The organism is Chryseobacterium sp. T16E-39, from assembly GCF_002216065.1.
Classification (GTDB): Bacteria; Bacteroidota; Bacteroidia; order Flavobacteriales; family Weeksellaceae; genus Chryseobacterium.
Window position 1 is genome coordinate 4104694 of sequence record NZ_CP022282.1, and the last position, 19590, is coordinate 4124283.

Annotated in this window: 16 protein-coding genes and 3 tRNA genes; 11 read left to right on the forward strand and 8 right to left on the reverse strand. The window is 34.9% G+C overall.

Going from position 1 to position 19590, the window contains the following annotated elements; translation table 11 throughout:
• Positions 1-17: 17 nt before the first annotated feature.
• The 4 genes from CEY12_RS18650 to CEY12_RS18665 all read right to left on the reverse strand — a co-directional run bounded on the left by CEY12_RS18650 (position 18) and on the right by CEY12_RS18665 (position 6520).
• Complete coding sequence (locus CEY12_RS18650; RefSeq protein WP_089029106.1) at positions 18-1772, reverse strand: peptide MFS transporter; 1755 nt, start codon at positions 1770-1772, stop codon at positions 18-20.
• Between the two features lie 133 nt (positions 1773-1905).
• Entirely contained in the window at positions 1906-3561 is a 1656-nt protein-coding gene (locus CEY12_RS18655) for a peptide MFS transporter (protein WP_089029107.1), read from the reverse strand.
• Positions 3562-3687: 126 nt separating this feature from the next.
• Entirely contained in the window at positions 3688-4383 is a 696-nt protein-coding gene (locus CEY12_RS18660) for a hypothetical protein (protein ID WP_089029108.1), read from the reverse strand.
• Between the two features lie 7 nt (positions 4384-4390).
• Positions 4391-6520: a S9 family peptidase gene (locus CEY12_RS18665; protein WP_089029109.1), complete on the reverse strand. Its 2130-nt coding sequence runs from the start codon at positions 6518-6520 to the stop codon at positions 4391-4393.
• A 120-nt stretch (positions 6521-6640) separates the two neighbouring features.
• Between CEY12_RS18665 and CEY12_RS18670 the strand changes: the two genes are divergently transcribed.
• Together CEY12_RS18670 and CEY12_RS18675 are read left to right on the forward strand one after the other, a co-directional pair.
• Positions 6641-7114: a hypothetical protein gene (locus CEY12_RS18670; RefSeq protein ID WP_089029110.1), complete on the forward strand. Its 474-nt coding sequence runs from the start codon at positions 6641-6643 to the stop codon at positions 7112-7114.
• Positions 7115-7125: 11 nt separating this feature from the next.
• On the forward strand, positions 7126-7311 hold the full coding sequence (locus CEY12_RS18675; RefSeq protein WP_089029111.1) for a DUF6496 domain-containing protein: 186 nt from the start codon (positions 7126-7128) through the stop codon (positions 7309-7311).
• A gap of 73 nt (positions 7312-7384) precedes the next feature.
• Here CEY12_RS18675 and glgP read toward each other — a convergent pair whose 3' ends face one another.
• Positions 7385-9049 carry an alpha-glucan family phosphorylase gene (gene glgP, locus CEY12_RS18680; RefSeq protein ID WP_089029112.1) on the reverse strand — a complete coding sequence of 555 codons (1665 nt, stop codon included), beginning with the start codon at positions 9047-9049 and terminating at the stop codon, positions 7385-7387.
• A 199-nt stretch (positions 9050-9248) separates the two neighbouring features.
• On the opposite strand from glgP, the gene CEY12_RS18685 reads away from it, so the two are divergent.
• From CEY12_RS18685 to CEY12_RS18705, 5 genes are all read left to right on the forward strand, one after another.
• Positions 9249-10046: a hypothetical protein gene (locus CEY12_RS18685; RefSeq protein ID WP_089029113.1), complete on the forward strand. Its 798-nt coding sequence runs from the start codon at positions 9249-9251 to the stop codon at positions 10044-10046.
• A 164-nt stretch (positions 10047-10210) separates the two neighbouring features.
• Positions 10211-12310, forward strand: coding sequence for a gliding motility-associated C-terminal domain-containing protein (locus tag CEY12_RS18690; RefSeq protein WP_089029114.1), 2100 nt, complete (start codon positions 10211-10213; stop codon positions 12308-12310).
• A gap of 59 nt (positions 12311-12369) precedes the next feature.
• Entirely contained in the window at positions 12370-12960 is a 591-nt protein-coding gene (locus CEY12_RS18695; RefSeq protein ID WP_089029115.1) for a DUF1572 family protein, read from the forward strand.
• A gap of 67 nt (positions 12961-13027) precedes the next feature.
• Positions 13028-14374, forward strand: a complete 1347-nt coding sequence (gene mtaB, locus CEY12_RS18700) for a tRNA (N(6)-L-threonylcarbamoyladenosine(37)-C(2))-methylthiotransferase MtaB (RefSeq protein WP_089029116.1) — start codon at positions 13028-13030, stop codon at positions 14372-14374.
• A 474-nt stretch (positions 14375-14848) separates the two neighbouring features.
• Positions 14849-16366: an FMN-binding glutamate synthase family protein gene (locus CEY12_RS18705; RefSeq protein WP_089029117.1), complete on the forward strand. Its 1518-nt coding sequence runs from the start codon at positions 14849-14851 to the stop codon at positions 16364-16366.
• Between the two features lie 40 nt (positions 16367-16406).
• On the opposite strand, the gene CEY12_RS18710 is transcribed toward CEY12_RS18705, so the two are convergent.
• Positions 16407-17159 carry a hypothetical protein gene (locus CEY12_RS18710; RefSeq protein WP_089029118.1) on the reverse strand — a complete coding sequence of 251 codons (753 nt, stop codon included), beginning with the start codon at positions 17157-17159 and terminating at the stop codon, positions 16407-16409.
• A 54-nt stretch (positions 17160-17213) separates the two neighbouring features.
• On the opposite strand from CEY12_RS18710, the gene CEY12_RS18715 reads away from it, so the two are divergent.
• The gene (locus CEY12_RS18715) at positions 17214-17660 is read left to right on the forward strand and encodes an RNA-binding S4 domain-containing protein (RefSeq protein WP_089029119.1); all 447 of its coding nucleotides are present in this window, start codon (positions 17214-17216) and stop codon (positions 17658-17660) included.
• Here the strand turns inward: CEY12_RS18715 and CEY12_RS18720 are convergent.
• A complete protein-coding gene (locus tag CEY12_RS18720) occupies positions 17655-18170 on the reverse strand; it encodes a shikimate kinase (protein ID WP_089029120.1) in 516 nt (171 codons plus the stop codon). The two genes, CEY12_RS18715 and CEY12_RS18720, sit on opposite strands and share 6 nt — an antisense overlap.
• A 116-nt stretch (positions 18171-18286) precedes the next feature.
• Here CEY12_RS18720 and CEY12_RS18725 point away from each other — a divergent pair.
• The 3 genes from CEY12_RS18725 to CEY12_RS18735 all read left to right on the forward strand — a co-directional run bounded on the left by CEY12_RS18725 (position 18287) and on the right by CEY12_RS18735 (position 18616).
• Positions 18287-18359, forward strand: a tRNA-Lys gene (locus CEY12_RS18725).
• Positions 18360-18395: 36 nt separating this feature from the next.
• Positions 18396-18478 (forward strand) — tRNA-Leu (locus tag CEY12_RS18730).
• A 65-nt stretch (positions 18479-18543) separates the two neighbouring features.
• Positions 18544-18616 (forward strand) — tRNA-Lys (locus CEY12_RS18735).
• 96 nt (positions 18617-18712) lie between these two features.
• Here CEY12_RS18735 and panC read toward each other — a convergent pair.
• A complete protein-coding gene (gene panC, locus CEY12_RS18740; RefSeq protein ID WP_089029927.1) occupies positions 18713-19561 on the reverse strand; it encodes a pantoate--beta-alanine ligase in 849 nt (282 codons plus the stop codon).
• Between the last annotated feature and the right edge of the window lie 29 nt (positions 19562-19590).

The window sequence follows — 19590 nt, forward strand, 5'->3', positions numbered from 1 at the left end:
GTATTTTATTTATGCAACTACTTTACGCCGTGCATCATTTTCTTTAAGAGTGGTGAAATTAAACCTAAAATTACAGCAGCAATACCACAAAGGACAACGAATACCATAAAGAACTCAAATAAGTTATGGATTTCAAATCCTGCAAATGTAGGATTGTGTAATGGTAGCTGAGCTTTATCAAAAGCAGCGATCTGATCACTTGTTAAGGTTACTTTTTTATCTAAAACATCCTGAAGGTTTACTCCTATTTCTTCAGCCTTTTTGAATTTATCACCTGTTGCAGGGATAAGTGCTCCTAATGAACCGGCTAATGCATAACCTGCTGCATTGGAAATAAAGAAAACACCATATAGCAATGAAGCAAATCTTTTTGGAGCTAGCTTACCTACTAATGATAAACCGATTGGAGAAAGACAAAGCTCACCACATGTCTGAATGAAGTACAATAACATCAGCCATTTAATTGCCAGCAAACCTGAACTTCCAAGGTCTTTTACATTGTGGGCAATGATGAAATAAGAAAGTGCAATTAATGCCAATCCCATAGCTTGTTTAAAAGGAGATACCGGTTCTTTACCTCTTGCTCTTAATTTATCCCAGATCAAACTGAATGGAACCGCTAGTATAACGACGAAGATCCCGTTAAAGATCTGAACCATTGAAGGTGGCATATTCCATCCGAAAATGCTTCTGTCTGTTTGGTTATCTGCAATGAATGTTAATGAAGATCCTGCCTGCTCGAAAGCAGCCCAGAAGAAAATGATAAAGAATGAAACGATATAGATTACCCAAATTCTTTGTCTTTCAACTTTATTTTCTGCAGAACTCATGATCAGGAAAGCTAACGAAATACCAGCTGCATAGATAAAAGGATAAATAATTCCTTTGATCAGCTGCCCCATTTCTACAGAATTAAATCCGAACTCTCCTACCAGTAAATACCTGAAAGCAAAAAATAATACAACAAATATAATCCCTGTAAAAGCCAGAAACTGTCCAGAGAATTTTGCGGTCTGCGTTTCTCCTTCTTCAAAGTCTGCACTTGTATTGTGTTTTGGTAATCCTCCGATAGGTCTTCCTTCCGGAGTTACCACATATTTATTTTTAAGGAAAAAGAACGTTACCGTTCCTACGATCATTGCCATTGAAGCGGCTAAGAATCCCCATTTAAAAGCAAAAATATCTCTTACTCCTGTCGTAGCATCTTTTACGTCACCAAGATATGGACAGATAAACTGACCTAAGAAAGCCCCAATGTTAATACCCATATAAAATATGGTAAACGCTGAGTCAAGTTTTGATTTTTCTTGTTTGGGATAAAGACTTCCTACCATTGAGGAAATGTTTGGCTTAAAGAATCCATTACCAAAGATAATAACGAATAATGCAAGCCACATAATCAGTTTAGCATTTCCTACGCTCGCTGAAAAAGTTGATGCACTGAGGAAAAGTAAAAACTGCCCAATAGCCATTAAGGATCCACCGATGATAATAGCATATCTGTTACCAATATATTTATCCGCAATAAATCCTCCTAAAAGGGGAGTTAAATAACATAAAGCTAAAAATCCACCGTAAATGATCGCTGCATCAGCTTCTTTTATTAATAGAGAGTTGACCATAAAGAGCGTTAAAAGTGCTCTCATTCCATAAAAGTTGAAACGCTCCCACATTTCTGTTCCGAAAAGAACCCATAACCCTTTTGGATGTCTGGAACCCTTATTCTCTACAAATTCATCCGGTTTCGGACTTAATGCTTCAATATTATCCATTCTTATTGTTAATTTTTGTTAAGACTAGCAAATATAGTTTTTTTTGAGTTTTTGGCAAGATTTTAATTTTATATTTAAATAAAAAAGCTGTAGAACTCTGCTACAGCTTTTATTATTTGTTAAAAAGGAGTAATTAATGTCCTTTTTCTTTCATGATCCTGTTTAATCTTTTTAACATAGAGAGGCCTAATAATGTTGCAAAAATTAATAAAGCAAAATTGACAAGGAAATAATTAACCTTATTATCATAATTATACCACGTACTCGCTAATATTCCCGAAAGTTTATTTCCCACCGAGTTGGCCAGGAAGAATCCTCCCATCATTAAAGCCGTGATTCTTTGGGGGGAAAGCTTTGAAACAAAAGATAACCCCATTGGAGAGAGGCAGAGTTCACCTACGGTAACCACACCATAACCTGCGATCAGCCACCAGGGAGAAACCTTTACACTTCCATTATCTCCGGCTATAACTGCTAAAACCATTACCAAACAGGATAGTCCCGTAATAAATAACCCTATAACAATTTTTGTAGGTGTCAAAGGTTCCTTTCCTTTTCTCCTTAATAATGCCCAGAATCCAACGATCAAAGGCGTTAGGGCAATGACCCAAAACGGATTAATAGACTGAAACAGTTCGGTATTGTATAAGAAAACTTGTTTCTCCGGATTTTTCTCTAGTTCCGCACGTTGGGCAGGGGAGATATTTTTAAAGTAAACATCCTTACCCATTGTTTTTATAGTTTTCCCATCTTTATCTTTTTGAGACTGATACTGATCATCGTATACAGGAACTTCTTTGTCTTTATAGCTTTTCCCGTCAACCATGTAAATCTTCTCAAGAGGTTTTTCTACAGAAGCAGGAACACTTCTGTCAGTGTAATAATTGGCCCAACGTGTCAACGCAGTCCCATTTTGTTTAAAAACTGCCCAGAAGAACATGCTGATTAAGAATACAGACAACAAAGCCCCAATAGAAGTTTTCTCTTCCGGTTTTGCTTTAAAATAAAGGGAAGCATAGAAGTAGATAACAGGAATACATGCAAAAATAAATGCATCTGTACTATCGCTTCCAAAAATATTGTTTGGAATAGACCAGCCTATTGCTCCGGCAATAACTGCAGGTAAGAAAACCTTCAGTAGGATTTCGGAAAGTTTGGTATCCCCTTCTTGTACCGGCTTCATCTGAGCGGCATGAATGTAATGTTTCCTTCCAATCGTAAAAATGATCATACCAATAAGCATTCCTACTCCCGCAGCAATAAAAGCTTCACCCCATCCGAATTTATTACGCATAAAAGCAGCAATAATATTGCATATAAATGCTCCAATATTTATTCCCATATAGAAAATATTGTAGCCTGAATCTTTATTGGCCTTATAAGGCTCCTCTGAATATAGATTTCCTAAAAGTGTAGAAATGGTAGGTTTAAAAAAGCCATTTCCAATAATAATTAATGCTAAAGACCCATAGAATAATGGTAAGTCTTTAAAAACTCCCATTCCTATATATCCTGCCGCCATTAAGATTCCTCCTAAATAGATAGATTTGATGTATCCTAAAACTCTGTCTGCTAAAAAACCACCAATAAAAGGGGTTAGATAGGTCAATGCAATGTAAGTTCCGAAAATATCATCAGCAGTTTTGTCTGGAAGTCCAAGACCTCCTTTTAAACCTGTTGGTTCAATGGCATACAATACAAAAATTCCGAGAATTAAATAATACCCGAAACGTTCCCACATTTCAGTAAAAAAGAGAAAAGGCAGGCCTTTAGGATGTTTAGTCTTCATCTATACAAATTTCAAATTTCCCAAAAATAAGTTTTTAATTTTAATTGATAAAATAAATACTCTTTGAGAAAACGATTAATAAAATAAATAAAAAAGCTTTCAAATAAAATTTGAAAGCTTTTTTATTTATTTTTTTGTAGACATAGGCGGCGGCGGAGCCGTTTCTACAACTTCTTTTCCTTTTTCAGAGGGTACTAAGCCGTTAATAAAATCGGCCATTACTTTCTTATTTTCCTCATATTTATTACCATATGTATATGAGGATATACTGCAGTATCCTTCCGGAGTTAAGTACAGATTGGAAATGTATTCAAAATCAATTCCCTTTGCATTAGCACTGTATGCCAGATAAAGTACTTTGATATTATTAACAGTTCTGTACTCGGACTCTTTTAATCTAAAATAATCTGCATTTTTTTGAATCCCCGATATGATTATTTCTTTTAGGTTCTTAAGTGTTTGTATGGGAGCATTTTCAGTTGTAAATACCCCAAAAACAGTTGGACTTGCATTATTGGTAAAAACATATTCTATGGAAGGGGAGTTAAATGGACTTTTTGTTATCTTCCATATTTTCGGATTAAAGTACAGCCCAGCATCTAATTTTCTGCTTTTAATTAAAAAGCTGGCATCTTTAGATCTTTCAAAGGGTTGATCATTGGTAGAAATCGTTTCAAGTGTTTTTTCATCACTGTCATTTACAAATTTCCACGTTTTATTATCAAAAAGAATAACTTCTTTTCCATCTTCTGTTAAAGCTTTAATTTGGGATTTTACAGAAAATGAAAATATAAGGGATAATGATAGAATAATTTTTTTCATTAGAGCATTATAAATTATTCAAAATAAAATCTGTCATTTTTTGATATAATTGAGGTCTGGTTTGTCCGCCATATATTCCGTGGTTTTTATCCGGATATGCCATGAAATCAAACTGTTTTTTATTTTGAATTAAGGCTTCAGAGAATTCCATAGAGTTCTGGAAATGTACATTGTCATCAGCTGTACCGTGGATTAACAGTAATTTTCCTTTCAATAGATTTGCGTATTCTGTAGGAGAATTTTTATCATATCCATCAGCATTTTCCTGTGGTGTTCTTAGGAATCTTTCGGTATACACTGAATCATAATACCTCCAGTTTGTAACGGGAGCAACTGCAATTCCTACTTTGAATACATCAGCTCCTTTTGTAATCGCTAAACTTGTCATATATCCACCAAAGCTCCATCCGAACATTCCGATTCTGCTTTTATCAATATAAGATTGGTTTCCAAACCACTTTGCTGCGGTGATCTGATCTTCAATTTCGTATTTTCCTAAATTCATGTAGGTTACTTTCTTGAATTTTGCTCCTTTATAACCAGTTCCACGCCCGTCTACACAAGCTACGATATATCCCTTTTGAACCAAATGATTAAACCATATCGCATTTCCCTGATCCCAGGAATTGGCAACCTGTTGAGATCCCGGTCCTGAATATTGATACATAAACAGGGGATACTTTTTATTGGGATCAAAGTTCTTAGGTTTCATTACCCACGCATTCATTTGGTCGCCTACAGCATTTGGAATGGTGATGAATTCTTTGTCTACGAAATTATCAGCCTTTAATTTCTGAAGTTGGTCATTATTGTTCTGAAGTTCTTTTACTGTCTTTCCATTTCCATCTTTTAAGACAAAGGTGTATGGTTTTGAGGCTGTCGAAGAAGTTTCAATAAAATAATTATAATTTTTACTGAAATTTGCAGCGTTATTTCCCTCGGCATTGGAAATCAATTGTGATTTTCCATTTTCAATATTCACTTTTGAAACGACCTTATTAATGCTTCCTTTCTCAGTAGTCTGAATAAATATTTCTTTAGATTTTGGATTGTAACCATAATAGTCTGTTACCTCCCAATTTCCTTTTGTTACTTGTTTTTTTAGCTTACCATCCTGATCGTACCAATACAAATGACGATGTCCGTCTCTTTCTGACCCCCAAAGGAAAGAATCATCCTCAAGGAATTCAAGTGTTGGACTGTCAGTATCGATCCATTTTTCGTCGGTTTCTGTAAATAATTTCTGAACAGCTCCTGTTTTTGTATTTACTTTAAGGACATCCGAAGCATTCTGAATTCTTTCGGAAGTAATTAATACAATTTCGTCAGCTTTTGCAGTCTGGAAAACATTCGGGATGTAATAATTTTTAAATGAGCCTAGGTTTAAAGGAATTGTTTTCCCGGAATCAAGACGATATAGCTGTGCGGATACAACAGAATTTTTTTCTCCTGCTTTAGGATACTTATAACGCATTTCCGTAGGGTACAACGATTTTCCGTAAATAGGAATGTATATTTCAGGAACCTGGCTTTCATCTGATTTTACAAAAACGATAGCATCTGAATTTTTAGTCCATTCAAACTGTCTTGCGTGGCCAAATTCTTCCTCATATACCCAATCTGCCAATCCATTAAGAATCGAGTTTTTCTTTCCGTCAGTTGTAATCTGAGTGATCTTTCCTGAATTCAGATCTTGGAAAAACAGATTGTTATCAACAATGAATGCCAATTTTGAAGCATCAGGTGAGAACCTTGGCTCCTGAACTGTTTTTCCATCGTTAATAGAAATGACCTTTCCTGACTTAAGGTCTTTTACTTCAAACTTCCCAAGAAAAGAATGTCTGTAGATAGGTTGACTCTCTTTTAGTAAAAGGATCTTAGATTCATCATCTGAAAATTCATAACTTTCAAATTGTCCGTCTACAATATTTCCTTCTTTCTGAGAATTTTTATAAGCATATTTAGCAATACCTCCCTGTTCAATAACCAGATAGTTTTCTCCGTTTTTCATAGAAGTAATTCCCGCAATGTTTTTCCCACGGTAATATCCGGAATATATTTTATCTAAAGTGATTTCCTGTGCCGATACATGTTGAAGTGCTGTAAGAACAGCAAGACTTAAGAGTATTTTTTTCATTTCTAATTTTAAAGAGATTCAAAGATAATAATTTTATCAAATGCACAAAAAAGCTTTTTAATGTAAGGCTTTGGCAAAAAAATTGAATGTATTATTATAAATCAAGCTAAAATAATAATTATGGAAACGAATGCATTCAATCAGAAATTAAACCGTTACGTTTTGAGTGATCAAATTGTATATACGGGGTTTTCGAGCTTTAAAGATGCTGAAGCATGTGCGCAGAAAAAAGGGGGAACTTTAGTTGAAGTAAGTTTTAAAGATGGAAATGATAATCCCCAAATTTCCGATGAAGCAGGTCTTATTGAAAAAAAGCTCCATTATTATGTATATGCGGGGGATGAATATAGATTTATCCACTCCTCGGATCCGGGTTTTAAAAAATATGCAGATGAGTTACAAAAGATAAAAGCTAAAAATGATACCACCAGCCCGGAAGAAAGATATTTCGCCAATTTTGAAATCGAAAATACAGAAGACCCGATTATTGTGATTAAAAATGATCGCTTAGAATCGGTTACTTCAAGAGAGCGTTCAAAATATTTGAAGCACGCTGAAGTTTATGAAATAGGGGTATCCCTGCCAAAATCTTAAAAAATGATATCATGAGCAAGACAAAATATTCTGATAAAGCTCAGGACAAAGTAGGAAAAGTAATGCACGAATTCAAGGAGGGTACATTGAAGTCCTCTTCTGGAAAAAAAGTGACGAGCAAGAAACAGGCTGTTGCTATAGGGATTTCTGAAGCAAGAGAAAAAGGCTTAAAAGTACCTAAAAAGAAAAAAGATTGATCCAAAATAAAAAAACGTAGACAGAATCTACGTTTTTTTATTTATTTAAGAATTATCACATCTTTAATTTGAATTATCCCCTATAATTATAAATTACATGATAATATTCATCTGCCATACGGTCACTATTGAACTGGCTTTTGACATCATCCATAGAATGGTATTGAATTTTTCTCCAGCCGCTCGGATTGTCATAATAAGTTGGCAGGATTTCATTTTCTAGAATTTCATATAATTTATTCAAATCATAATTATCCTGCTCGTAAATGCTCATATTCATATAGTCAATCTTCGGAACAACAAAAGAATTTATGGTGTGTCTGGCGAATTCCGGAATCCAACCATCATCAGTTGATAGGTTTACAGAACCATTCATTGCTGCAGTCATTCCTGAAGTTCCTGATGCTTCTCTTGGAACTCTTGGATTATTGAGCCAAAGATCAGAACCCTGTTTTAATGATTTGCTTAAAGCAAGTTCATAACCCGTTAATACAGCCATGTTTTTATGGTTTTTACTTTCTTCTACTAAAGTGTTGAAAGTTGAAATGGCGGAATAATCCATTGGATAAGGTTTTCCAGCCCAAATAATCTGAACCGGATATTTAGGATTATTTAATAACTTATAAAATCTGTCTTTGTCGTGTAAAAGTAAATCAGCTCTTTTGTAGCCAGCAAATCTTCTCGCCCATACAATGGTGAAAATATTTGGATTGAATAGATTCCCGGTTTGATCAGCAACGATCTTAAAAAGCCTCTTTTTTAAATATTTTTTTCTGTAATCAAATGCATCATCATCATTTTCATCTTTAGAATTATAGAGACGTTTATCTGCCCAGTATTTAAACTCCTGAGCATTGGTAATTGATTTTATTTCACAAATCCCGGGATATTTATTCCACATTGCTCTTGAAACAACACCATGCAGCTGGGAAACTCCATTGGCAACCATGGCCATCTTCAGGGCACAAAGAGAGTGGTTGAAGCGGTCATCGTCCGAGCCCTCAATGTTTTTTGCTTCTTCCATGCTAAAACCTGAAAAATAAGACATATCATAGCATAGTTTTAAATTATGCTTTTCATTTCCTGCTTCTTCGGGAGTATGTGTTGTAAAGACTAATTTTTCTTTTACTTTATTTAAATCTCCATTGTATTTTTTCAGTAAATGAAAGGCTGCGGGAAGCGCGTGTGCTTCGTTAAGGTGGTAGATATCCCTTTCGAGATTCATTTCATCAAGTAATTGAGCACCTCCTTTTCCTAACAGGATATATTGGGCCAGCTTGGTCGATTCATTGGCATCATATAATTTATGGCAAATGGTTTTTGAAACATGATCATTTTCAGGAACATCTGTAGAAAGGAAGAACATAGGTGCTGTATTGAAAATTTCGGGATCCAGATACCAAACTTTTACCCAGACCGGGGCACTGTGAATTTCAATCTGAAATTTTATTCCTGTATCTTCAAGGAAACTGTACATTTTTTTTGTCCAGACTGGCTGTAAAGTCTGGTCGTGATTTCTTGCCTGGTCATAATATCCGAATTTCCACAGTATTCCTATTCCGATAAAATCCTGTTTTAAATTGTAAGCGCTTCTCATATGTGAACCTGCCAGGAAACCAAGTCCGCCGGAGTATATTTTTAAAACCTGCTCAAGAGCAAATTCCATTGAAAAATAAGCAACTTTTTTAGAATATTGAGGATTGATGTTGAAAGGTATTTTAAAGTTTTTAAAATCCATGTATCACAATTTTGTATTAAAAGTTCAAAGGTATTGATTATGAAAGTAAACTATACATTAATTATTTGACAAATTATTTTTAAAAGTATCTGTTGAATAGTTTTTTTACTTACCTTTAAGTGTAATTTTTTGATAATCAAAAACTTCTCAGATGAAACTTTAGGTTCCATATTTTATTAACCGTAATAAAAAGGCAGACATGAAAAAGGTGTTTTCGGATGAAGATTTAATCAAGAATCTAAGCTTATATTACCTGAATCGACATTTGAAAAAAAAGCCGATAGAAAAGTATCATCGTAAAATAGATGAATCCCAGCTTCACGACAGGGAAAAATATAAGAAAAAATCAGAAATTTTACTGCTGAATTCCTTTATGCATCATTTCCCCGATGTAAAATTTGAAAACCTTACCTGCGAAAGTCCTGACTTTATTGCAAATTTAAACGACAAAAAGATTGGGATTGAACTTACGGAGGTAATCAATCATCTGGAAATGAAGAAAATTGAAAGTAATTTAAATAAGATTTTCCGTCAGGCTGAAATATTATTGGAACAGGAGGACACTACGAAATATCGTGGTGTTTATTTTTTAGAATTCCACTCAGATTTTAAGTTTGATGTTTTAGAAGAACAACAGGAAAATATTCTTGCGATCTATAAAAGCATAAAAAAGAATAAGCCGGTAGGTTGTGTGAAAGGTCTGAGAAAATCATTCCATCGAAGGAATGTTTTTATTACCCATGAGTACAGTATGAACTTATTCGATGAATTATGTTCTGATAAAATACTGGAGCTGATTGAAAAGAAAAATGAAAAATTCCCCTATTATGATACGTCTGTAGATGAATGCTGGCTCGTTATTGTATCAGATATGAATTCTATAGCATCCCGTTACACCTTCATTCAAGATAAAGAACATTTAAATGAAGTGAAGAGCCCTTTTCATAAAATTTTCCATCTTGAAAATCTGTGTGGAAACATGACGAGTATAAAATAATTTCTTTGTTTAAAGCTTTTACGTTTATTAGTTTCTTCTATTTACATTAAATAATTTATGATTTTTCTGTTTTTATTATTTTTAATGAAATAATAAGTATATTTGATATATGTGTTGTGTATTGATTTAATTATTGATTAATTTTTAATAAAAACATGTATTTTATGAGGAAAAATCTACTTATTGCTTTTTTGTTTTTATCACAAATTGTATTTTCTCAGGCAGATTGTTCATCGGCATTATCCGTTTGCGGAAATTCGAGCATTACCTATTCTCCTTTGGGAATTGGAGCCGTTAACGAAAGTTTAGGAGGGTGTTTAATCACAGGTGAGCACAATTCAATATGGTATAAAATTACGATTGCCACAGGGGGAACGCTTACTTTCGACCTGATTCCGAATGACCCTGATGCAGATTATGACTGGGCAATTTACGGGCCTAATGTTGCCTGCGGAAGTCTCGGAGCTCCAATACGTTGCAATGCTGCAACTGTAATTGGGCCAGGGCCATCTACAGGATTGAATATGACAAGTACTATTTTAGATGCTCCGGGAGGTTCGCTTACTCCTTATTGCAAATATCTAGATGTTTTACCGGGTCAAAGCTATTATTTATATATAGACAATTGGGTGGGACCAGCGAGTACTACAATGGCACCATTTTCCTTAACCTGGGGTGGGACGGCTGCATTAGCATCTCCATTTACAGATCCGGCAATACAGCCTCATCCATTTATTCCTCCCGGGATTCCTGCTGCAAATCCTGCTGATCCAAGAGAGGTGATTATATGTACTGATCCTGCTATTTTTGATTTCAGTACTTTAACAGCAGGTATTTTAAATGCAAATCCAAATTTCCTGATAAGCTATCATACGTCACAAAATGAAGCTCTTTCCGGTGCCAACCCTATTTTAACACCGATTACCGTTAATACAACGAGTATCTACTATTATAGCATACATTATCAGGATCCTGCAAATCCTAGTAACCCGATCAATTCCTGCAGACAGGTGGGTACGTTCAAATTTAAACAAGGAAATATAACGGGTAATAATGTTTCTTTATTTGCCTGTAACAACAATAATGCCGGTACAGCAACATTCGATCTCACAACAGCAGCTGTCTTTAGTGATCCTACTGCAATTAAGAAATATTATCCAACAATGAATGATCTTAATGCAGGGACCAATGAAATTTTAACCCCAACGGCATATATATCTGCAGAGGGGACAGTATATGTGAAGATAATTTCTCAACTGGGATGTATTGGGACCGGACAGATCTATCTTAAGTTTTATCCTGTAGTTATAGTCAATGAGGCTACTTTGAGATCTTGTTTCATTGAAGGCAATCCTTCAACAGCGTCCTTTAACCTGACTGCGGCTTCTGTAACGACACAGGCACCTGTGACTAAAAAATACTATCCTTCTCTTACAGATGCAATCAATGGAACAAATGAAATTACAACGCCCACTGCTTATATTGCTCCGAATGGGGTAATTTATATAAGAGTATCCAATTCAAACAATTGTTTCGCTGTAGCAAAAGTTACCTTAATTGTATTGTCTCCGGTAAAATCTACAGTTCTTGTTGATAAGACGATCTGTATGGAAGATACTACGACTCTCGATGCCGGGCCGGGCTTTGCTTCCTACCTTTGGAGTACAGGAGCTACCACTCAGGCAATTACGGGTGTGACGGTAGGAACTTATTGGGTGAAATTAAAAACCGGAGACTGTATTACAACACAGGAGGTAAAAGTGTATCCAACTGAACAGCCCGTTATCAATAGTATAGATATTTCTACGAATACTATAACCGTTACCGTTAATGGTGGAACACCACCTTACAAATACTCATTAGACAATATAAACTGGCAGGATTCCAATGTTTTTAATAATATTCCAAGAGGGGATAGCCATATTTATGTAAAAGACGTTTATGATTGTGATCCTATTGATATTACAGTAACCGTTCCTAATTTAATTAATGTAATCACTCCGAATAGTGATGGAATTAATGACATGATCGATTATTCTGCATTAGCCCATAAGCAAAATTTAATATTAAACATTTTTGACAGATACGGAAATAAAGTCCATCAGGCGGATAAGACAAATGGTTATAAATGGGATGGTACCACCAATGGAAGTAAGAAAGTGCCGACAGGAACCTATTGGTACTCTGTGACCTGGAATGAAAATGATAAGAAAAATACGCCAATCAAATTCTCTAGCTGGATTATGGTGAAAAACAGAGAGTAATGAATAGAAACAAGAAACCATCTTTATGTAAAGATGGTTTTTTTTCTTAAATTTAGTTCATGAAAGAATTATTTATTAAACGATTTCATTATTATAAATCCCTGGGGGATAAATCTTTTGAACAGCTTTCTGAGGAACAAATGTTCTGGCAGTTTAATGAAGAAAGTAATTCAATTGCAGTGATCGTAAAGCACATTGCAGGGAATATGCTTTCAAGATGGACTCACTTTTTAACGGAGGATGGGGAAAAACAGAACCGAAACCGCGATGAAGAGTTTATTAATACTTTTAAAACAAAGCAAGAGGTTATTGATTTCTGGGAGAAAGGCTGGAAGTGTCTTTTTGATGCTTTAGATCTTATTAATGATGAAAATTTATATACTACGATCTATATTCGGGGAGAGGGACATCCGGTAATAGATGCTGTTTTCCGTCAATTGGCTCATTATCCATATCATATTGGACAGATTGTTTACATTGCGAAAATGATCACAAATGCCGATTGGGAAACACTTTCAATACCAAGAAATAAATCTCAGGAATTTAATGCAGAAATGAAAAAAAAATTCGAAGGGGATGAACTTAACGCCAATTCTTCACCGGTTTGTTTTGAAAATAATCCTGAAGTTAGGGACGATTACAAACAATAGAAGGAATCAATTTAGAGTCTTTATTTAAATTACTATCTTTGCACTCATAAAATTCAGGACTAATACAATGTCAAATTTTCATAAAACCGCTGCTTTTCATACCCTTGGCTGCAAATTAAATTTTGCGGAAACTTCTACTATTGCCCGTCAATTAACAGGTGCAGGTTATGATAAGGTAGGTTTTGATGATAAGGCTGATGTATATGTGATCAATACCTGTTCAGTGACTGAAAATGCTGATCGTGAATGTAAACTTCACGTAAAAAGGGCAATGAAAGCTAATCCGGAAGGACTGGTAGTAATTGTTGGCTGTTATGCACAGTTAAAACCTGAAGAGATTTCACAAATAAATGGAGTTGATTTAGTTTTAGGAGCTAAAGAAAAGTTCAATATTTTAAGCTATCTGGATGATGTAGAAAAGTCCGGAGGTGAGGGTATTGTCCATTCTTGTGAGATTGAAGAAACTGACTTTTTTATCGGAAGCTATTCTATTGGAGACAGAACCAGAGCTTTTTTAAAGGTTCAGGATGGATGTGATTACAAATGTACTTATTGTACAATTCCTTTAGCACGTGGAATTTCCAGATCGGACACCATTGAAAATGTTTTAACAAATGCTAAGGAAATTGCAGCAAGAGATATTAAAGAAATTGTGCTTACAGGGGTCAATATTGGTGATTATGGAAAAGGTGAATTCGGTAATAAAAGGCATGAACATACCTTTCTTGATTTGATCTCAGAGCTCGACCAGGTAGAAGGTATTGAAAGAATACGCATCTCGTCTATTGAACCTAATCTTCTTAAGGACGAAAGTATTGAATTGGTATCTAAAAGCAGGAGCTTTGTTCCTCATTTTCATATTCCTTTACAATCCGGATGCGACGATTTATTGAAAAAAATGAAACGCCGCTACTTAACGAAACTATACAACGACAGAGTTAATAAAATTCGTGAGGTTATGCCTCATGCAGCGATTGGTGTGGATGTGATTGTAGGATTCCCGGGAGAAACTGAAGAGAGATTTATGGAAACATATAATTTCCTGAATGCACTTCCTATCAGTTATCTGCATGTTTTCACATATTCTGAAAGAGAAAATACGGAAGCGGCAGAAATGGAAGGTGTGGTTCCGATTCCTGAAAGAAAAAAACGAAATAAAATGCTTCGTATTCTTTCTGAAAAGAAAAAGATGTCATTTTATCAAACTCAGCTTGGGAAAACACTTCCCGTTCTTTGGGAGCATGAAAATAAAGAAGGAAAGATGTACGGCTTCACAGAAAATTATGTAAGAGTTCAAAAAGATTTTGACCAGAAATCTGTAAACCAAATCGAGTTTTTAAAGCTTGAAAAAATTGAAACGGATGGTATCGTTTCAGTATTGAATTCTTTCGAAAGTTTTCTGGAAAAGATTTAATTCAGACTTTTTCGAACATTTATCTTTGAGCAACATTATGAAATGGAGGTGAATCTTTTTTACCTTCTATTGCTGAAGAATCATTTTTGATGAGGTTTCATCATCGTACTAATATTTTTTTTAATCCAATACTTCATCATATTTTTTTGATGTCTTTATCTTTTTGAAATTATTTGAAATTTTGAAAGATGTGTCCTACTCGTTTGATAATCAATTTGATTTTGATTGAAATTACTTATCGAAAAACTACAATCGTTTACTTTATAATTCTATAGACTGTTTATTTTTAGATAATTCTCCTTAGTCGCCCGTAGTGGCATGATTTTCCTTGTTTTGTTTTAAAGATACAGATTTTCTGTTGTTCGATCGAAGACCAAGAAAAGCAAAATGACTGTAAAATTCAATTGTTTTTAATGGATTAGATGAGGGAAAGTATTTTGTATTTTTTTAACTTTGATAAAATTCAAAAACGATATGAGAGATAAATTTTTGTTGTGGGGAGCAATTATTTTAATTGTTTCCTGGGCAGTTGCTTTTTTGATAATGGCAGATTGGTGGATTCCTATTTTATTTACTATTATTTATGCTATTGGAGTTTATAATGTTACACAGTCCAAGCATGCCATTTTAAGGAACTTTCCCGTGTTAGGTTATTTTAGATATTTCTTTGAAGATATCTCTCCTGAAATGCAGCAGTATTTTATTGAGCGGGAAACAGATGGGAAGCCTTTTCCAAGAAATCAGCGATCTGCTGTTTACCGGCGTGCAAAAAACCTTAGTGATACTGTTCCGTTCGGAACACAGCTGGAGGTTAATCAAAGAAAATATGAGGGAATTAAACATTCCATTTATGCTAAATCGCCCTCAGAAGAATTGCCGAGAGTATGGGTAGGAGGAGAACAATGTACGCAGCCTTATCATGCTTCTTTATTTAATATTTCAGCAATGAGCTTTGGGGCGTTGAGCGATAGAGCGCAGATTTCTTTGAACAGGGGTGCGAAAAAGGGGAATTTTTACCATAACACTGGTGAAGGAGGAATTTCTCCCCATCATTTAGAGGGTGGTGATCTATGTTGGCAAATTGGAACGGGGTATTTTGGATGTAGAGATGAAGAAGGAAAATTTAATCCGGATTTATTTGTAAAATATTCAACGCTTCCCAATGTGAAAATGATTGAAATCAAATTGTCTCAGGGTGCAAAACCAGGACATGGAGGGGTTTTACCAGGGGTAAAAAATACACCTGAAATTGCAAAAATTCGTCATGTAACACCAGGGATGACTATTATTTCACCACCATCTCATTCGTCTTTTTCTAATGCTGCAGGACTGTTGAGGTTTGTGGAACAACTTAGAGAGCTTTCGGGGGGAAAACCGGTAGGTTTTAAACTCTGTATAGGGGATACAAAGGAATTTGAAGATATCTGTGTTCAGATGAATGTGCTGAAAATTTATCCTGATTTTATTACGATAGACGGTGCAGAAGGAGGAACAGGAGCAGCACCTCCAGAGTTTTCTGATGGAGTAGGAATGCCATTAGAACCTGCTCTTATCTTTGTAAACAAAACACTTAATAACTATAATGTAAGAAATAAATTAAGAGTTATTGCCAGTGGTAAAGTACTAACGAGTCTTGATATTTTGAGGGCTATATCTATGGGGGCGGATATGTGTAATAATGCCAGAGGATTTATGTTTTCTTTGGGATGTATTCAGGCGCTCAGATGTAACACAAACAATTGTCCTACAGGTGTTGCTACACAGGACAAAATGTTGATTAAAGGGCTGGATGTTACCGATAAAAGTGAAAGAGTGTATCATTTTCATAAAAATACCCTTCATACCTGTAATGAGTTGATTGCTGCGGCCGGGAGAAGTTCTTATGAAGAAGTAGATGCTTCTATGTTTATGAGAGGAGATGAATTTGATCATCTTGCGGATCTGTATTTTCCGGATGTCTTAGGAAATGTAAGGCAGAAAACCAGAATATAAAAAAAGCGCTTCAATTGATGAAGCGCTTTTTTGTTTATTGTTATTCCTGACTGGTAGGTCTGGTTTTCGTATCATAAACTTGAAAGTTAAAAACGAATGTTCTGTTTTGAAGAGAATATCCTATGTAGTTATAGTGTGCATCTCTTGCAAAAGCAGCTCTTGAAGGTACGATGATCACACCCTGTAAATTATAGGCTGCACCATCAGGTCTGTCGTCATAGCTTTTGAAATACTTTAATCCTTCCTGAAGCCCTTCAATTTCATAATATTTTCTTTCTTTTGCTGCTCCGGTAACATTAGGGTCATTCAAAACTGAATTCTTTACATAATACCACATAGGATCAGAAATTGGAGATCCTCCTCCATTGATCGTATTAACAAGATATGGAGCTACAGGAGAAATGGTAAGAGAAACAGTGCCATCTATGTTAGTGGCAAGATAATTACCCGCTCTAACCATCATTTTAAGAACATCTGTTCCCCCTATGGTTTTTGCCGGAGAAGGCTGTGCACCATTCCTTACAATATAAACAACCCCTGAAGGAAGTTTTATAGGATTTAGCTCTGCTAATTTTTTCTCATGATCATCAATGGTATCTGTCGCGCTGAATGCTTTTATATTTCCTTGAGTATCCAGATAATTATCATTTAAGAACTTTTGGATTGCCTGATCATCATAGGTATTTCGTACTGCTACATCATCTGGCTCTACAAATGTTTGTGGATCGTCATCTTTTTTACAAGCAGAAAAACATAAAGATCCTGCAAGGATATATAAAAATATTTTTTTCATTTCAAAAACTTTAATTACTTTACAAATAATATAACGGCAAAAGTATAAAAAATTATGAGAATAGATAAATTTTTATGGAGCATTCGTTTTTATAAAACGAGAACTATTGCAACTGAGGAGGTTAAAAAAAATAGAGTTTCTATTGGAGACTCTGTTGTAAAGTCATCTAAAGAGGTAAAAGAGGGAGATGTAATAAAAATCCGTAAAAATCAGGTAGACTACAAAATCAAAGTAATTCAGATTCCAAAAAGCAGGATGGGTGCCAAATTAGTGCCCCTCCATATCAAAGACGTTACGGATAAAGAACAATATGAATTGCTCAGATTACGTAAAATGACTCAGGACTATTACAGAAATAGAGGGGAGGGAAGACCCACTAAAAAAGATAGAAGAGACATGGATGGATATGTTGAAAATGATGTTGCTTCAGATTTTACGGATTGGGACGACTTTTTCGGTGAAAACAGTAATGAGGAAGATGAAGGAGACGAGAAATCATAAGTAGAGTTTCTCAACGATTTCATCAACAATATCCTGCGGCTCTCTTGAGTCGGTATTGACACTGATTAAAGCTTTGTTATAGAATTCATTTCGTTCAAACAAATGCTTTGCTATAAACTCAGGAAGGTTTTCATCAGAAATATTGGCTATCAACGGTCTTTTTTCTTTTTGTTTTGAAAGCCTTTCTGTTAATGTACCAATAGAAGCACGGAGAAATATGCTTTTTGAATTATTATTAATAATCTCCATATTGTTATAATAAACAGGAGTTCCTCCACCAAGACTTAAAATAAGATTTTCCTCGGTCGCAAGTATTTCTTCTAAAGTTTCTCTTTCTAGCTTTCTAAAGTAGATTTCGCCCTTTTTTTCGAAGATTTCCGGAATGGTTAATTTATTTCGCCTGGAAATCTCTTTATCTAGGTCAATTAATTTAAAATTTATTTTTTCGCTTAAAATTTTGGAAATGTGTGATTTGCCACAACCCATGTATCCGACTAGTGAAATTATCATGAAATATTTTTAAACAAATTTGCGAAAAAGTTTTGAGAAATTAAAAAAAGTTATATCTTTGCACCACTTAAAACAAGGGACATTACTTAAATGAAAATTGTTTGAAATAAGTGGCCGACTCGGTAGCTCAGCTGGTAGAGCAATACACTTTTAATGTATGGGTCCTGGGTTCGAATCCCAGCCGGGTCACTAGCAAAAAATATTACTAGATTCTGTAATTTTTTTGCCTGCGTGGTGAAATTGGTAGACACGCCATCTTGAGGGGGTGGTTTCCTAAGGATGTGCTGGTTCGAGTCCAGTCGCAGGCACTGCAAAGAAAATAAATTTTAGATTGTATATTGATTTAAAATTTGTAAATTAGAAATTGATGACCGACTCGGTAGCTCAGCTGGTAGAGCAATACACTTTTAATGTATGGGTCCTGGGTTCGAATCCCAGCCGGGTCACAAGTTTACTGAAAAGTAAATTTTTTTCATATTAATATTTTGTGATTTGGTGTTCAAAGGCTTCCTTCCGGAAGCCTTTGATTTTTATGTCTGTTCTTAATCTAAGTGCATATTGTCAATCAATCGTACATCATCTACAACCACAACGATAAAAGCTCTGTAAGATTTATCCTTATAAAAGAAATCTGTTTCTTTTAATGAGTTTTCATCTGCAATCATAAAATATTCTAACTTCATCCCATGTTGTTGGTCGAAAATATCAATGACTCTTTCTTTGATCTCAGGAACTGTTATAACCCTAAACCAGTCGTTAACTTTTTTCAGCGTTTCATAGATTACCTTTGATGCTTCTTTCCGGTCTTCATGCAGTCTTTGGTTTCTTGAGCTTAATGCTAAACCATTTTCAGCTCTATAAATAGGTACTCCTGTAATTTTTATCGGGAGCTGTTTCTTTTCTACCATTTTTTTGATGATGGCTAATTGCTGGAAATCCTTTTCTCCAAAATAAGCATTGTCAGGCTTTACCTGTCTGAAGAGCTCTTCTACAACGGTGCCCACTCCATCAAAATGTCCTGGTCTGGATTTGCCTTCCATCTCATTTTCAAGACCGTCAAAATCATAATGCTGACTTTCAGCTTTTTCAGGATAAATGTCTGCAACCTCAGGAATGTATACAGCGTCTACTAATCCGGAATTTTCTAAAATAAGAAGATCTCTATTAATATCACGTGGGTATTTTGACAGATCATCAGGATTGTTAAATTGCGTTGGATTAACGAAAATTGAAGAAATAACAAGGTCATTTTCTTTTCTGGCTTCTTCATATAAGGATAGGTGTCCATTATGCAAAGCTCCCATAGTAGGTGCAAAGCCTATTTTTTTTCCCATTTCTTTCTGTCTCTCAATGAAATCCTGAAGTGTTTTTTTATTTTTTAAAACTTCCATAATTAATTTTAATAGCAATTCAAAAATAG

Bases quoted from the DNA above. Each gene is read 5' to 3' on its own strand.
- CEY12_RS18650 (WP_089029106.1), bottom strand. From the start codon at position 1,772: ATGGATAATATTGAAGCATTAAGTCCGAAACCGGATGAATTTGTAGAG.
- CEY12_RS18655 (WP_089029107.1), bottom strand. From the start codon at position 3,561: ATGAAGACTAAACATCCTAAAGGCCTGCCTTTTCTCTTTTTTACTGAA.
- CEY12_RS18660 (WP_089029108.1), bottom strand. From the start codon at position 4,383: ATGAAAAAAATTATTCTATCATTATCCCTTATATTTTCATTTTCTGTA.
- CEY12_RS18665 (WP_089029109.1), bottom strand. From the start codon at position 6,520: ATGAAAAAAATACTCTTAAGTCTTGCTGTTCTTACAGCACTTCAACAT.
- CEY12_RS18670 (WP_089029110.1), top strand. From the start codon at position 6,641: ATGGAAACGAATGCATTCAATCAGAAATTAAACCGTTACGTTTTGAGT.
- CEY12_RS18675 (WP_089029111.1), top strand. From the start codon at position 7,126: ATGAGCAAGACAAAATATTCTGATAAAGCTCAGGACAAAGTAGGAAAA.
- glgP (WP_089029112.1), bottom strand. From the start codon at position 9,049: ATGGATTTTAAAAACTTTAAAATACCTTTCAACATCAATCCTCAATAT.
- CEY12_RS18685 (WP_089029113.1), top strand. From the start codon at position 9,249: ATGAAAAAGGTGTTTTCGGATGAAGATTTAATCAAGAATCTAAGCTTA.
- CEY12_RS18690 (WP_089029114.1), top strand. From the start codon at position 10,211: ATGAGGAAAAATCTACTTATTGCTTTTTTGTTTTTATCACAAATTGTA.
- CEY12_RS18695 (WP_089029115.1), top strand. From the start codon at position 12,370: ATGAAAGAATTATTTATTAAACGATTTCATTATTATAAATCCCTGGGG.
- mtaB (WP_089029116.1), top strand. From the start codon at position 13,028: ATGTCAAATTTTCATAAAACCGCTGCTTTTCATACCCTTGGCTGCAAA.
- CEY12_RS18705 (WP_089029117.1), top strand. From the start codon at position 14,849: ATGAGAGATAAATTTTTGTTGTGGGGAGCAATTATTTTAATTGTTTCC.
- CEY12_RS18710 (WP_089029118.1), bottom strand. From the start codon at position 17,159: ATGAAAAAAATATTTTTATATATCCTTGCAGGATCTTTATGTTTTTCT.
- CEY12_RS18715 (WP_089029119.1), top strand. From the start codon at position 17,214: ATGAGAATAGATAAATTTTTATGGAGCATTCGTTTTTATAAAACGAGA.
- CEY12_RS18720 (WP_089029120.1), bottom strand. From the start codon at position 18,170: ATGATAATTTCACTAGTCGGATACATGGGTTGTGGCAAATCACACATT.
- panC (WP_089029927.1), bottom strand. From the start codon at position 19,561: ATGGAAGTTTTAAAAAATAAAAAAACACTTCAGGATTTCATTGAGAGA.